This window comes from uncultured Jannaschia sp., assembly GCF_947494025.1.
Classification (GTDB): Bacteria; Pseudomonadota; Alphaproteobacteria; order Rhodobacterales; family Rhodobacteraceae; genus Jannaschia.
In genome coordinates, this window is sequence record NZ_CANLTQ010000094.1 from 1 (window position 1) to 1937 (window position 1937).

Genomic DNA, 1937 nt, shown 5'->3' on the forward strand with positions numbered 1-1937 from the left:
ATGCTCGCAGCAGGAACAGACTACACCCAGCAGACACCTGGCTAAGTACAGTTGCCGGTAAACGGGGGGCGGTTCACTGAATACCTAACCCACCTTGACGCATCGGATGTCATGGGGGGCAGTTACACTATCAGCAAGATCCTGCACTGCGGCCGCTCATGGCTTGCGCAGCGAACGGTGAGATTGGTCATGGACAGGGCTCTGACAACATCGTGCTGTCAAAGATGGCAGGTCTACACCAACAAGTCTGGAGCCGTTCCTTCCCTACCTCTACAGAAACGAAAACTTGCCCAATCCTGCCGCTGGACATGTTAACATGGTGTCGATCGCAAGGAGAGGTTGCTCTGATGCCCGGCTCGTCAGCTAGCCTGTCTCCCGCATTGCCAAAAGCTGATCTCTCACACCTGCCGCATCTGCCAGTTACGCCATTCCTCGGACACACGCTCGACGTGGTGCGCGATTCCTACGGTCTGCACCGGCGCAGCAAAGACGCCTTCGGCCCGATCTACCGGTTCAAGCTGCTGGGACTCTGGCGGGTGGCGCTGCATGGGCCGGATGCTCTCGAATTCATACTGACGGATCGCGACTGCCTGCTTTCCAGCCATCATGGTTGGGATGCGCTTCACCGGCTGTTCCCAAGAGGACTGATGCTGCGCGACTTCGACGATCACCGTCGACATCGACGGATCATGCAGGGGGCATTTCGGGCGGGCGCGATGGCACATTACCACCAGCGCATAGCGGGCGAAATGGACGCCCTCGTCGCCAACAGGCCACTTGGGCGGGCTTTCGCGTTCTACCCGGCGATCAAGGAACTGACGCTGCGCATCGGCGCGGCCGTCTTCATGGGCCTGCCGCTGGATGACCCACGCACCGGGCAGCTAAACCGCGCCTTCATCGCCGAGGTAATGGCCGCGCTGTCGCCGATCCGGCGGCCGGTGCCGTTCACGCCGATGGCACGCGGTGTAGCGGGAAGGCTGTTTCTGACCCAGACCTTCCGAGACCTGATCAAGGAGCGTCGGTTGCGCGAAGGAGATGATTTCTTCTCACAGATGTGTCGAGCCACGGACGAAGACGGCACGCATTGGACGGATGAAGAGATTGCAGATCACTTCAATTTTCTTCTGATGGCGGCACATGACACCACGGCCAGCGCGCTCGCCGCGCTCGTCTGGGCGCTCGGCGCGCATTCCGAATGGCAGGACCGTCTGGTGGCAGAAGTCGATGCGCTGCCAGATGGGCAACCTGATCAGGCCGCTCTTGATACGATGGTGATGACGGATCGGGCGTTCCGAAAGGTGTTGCGGCTGGTGCCGCCCGTGCCATTCATTCCGCGTCGCGCGGTGCGGGACTTTATCTGGGCGGGCGTGGATTTCCCGAAAGGCAGCTTCGTGACCGTAATGGCCGGAGCGACAATGCTGTCGTCGGAACTTTACACCGATCCTCACCGCTTCGATCCCGACCGGTTCTCGCCCAACCGGGCCGAGGATCGTCGGCACCGCTTTGCCTGGACTCCTTTCGGCGGCGGCGCGCACAAGTGCATCGGGCTGCATTTCTCGACCATGCAGGTCAAGCTGTTCACGGCGTCGCTTTTGCGGCGCGCAAGGATCGGTCTGCCGGAAGGACCGCAGGTCGAATGGCAGCGAATGCCCATCCCGAGACCCAAAGGTGGTCTGCCCGTCGTGCTGAGCCCTCGCATGTAACGCGCACCAACCACCTCATATCGGACGTTGCGACAGCTTCGATCGGCTCTGCTGCAAAAAGACTGTGGCAGCGTGTAAGCGTGTATCATTTTCAGAACCGTGCACCGAGGTCGATGTCCCGTTCTGAGCTGGAAGTCAGCCACTCGTCCAGCTTCGACCGTAAGCGTCCAGTCTGACCGCCCTTACCCGGTGGCATTCCAAGGCAGCAGGTCATCCACGCGGGTGATCTTGTAG

At 60.7% G+C, this 1937-nt stretch carries 1 protein-coding gene; it reads left to right on the top strand.

The features are described from left to right. The first annotated feature begins 347 nt into the window (after positions 1-347). Positions 348-1703: a cytochrome P450 gene (locus Q1B08_RS21360; RefSeq protein WP_299823352.1), complete on the top strand. Its 1356-nt coding sequence runs from the start codon at positions 348-350 to the stop codon at positions 1701-1703. Positions 1704-1937 lie beyond the last annotated feature (234 nt).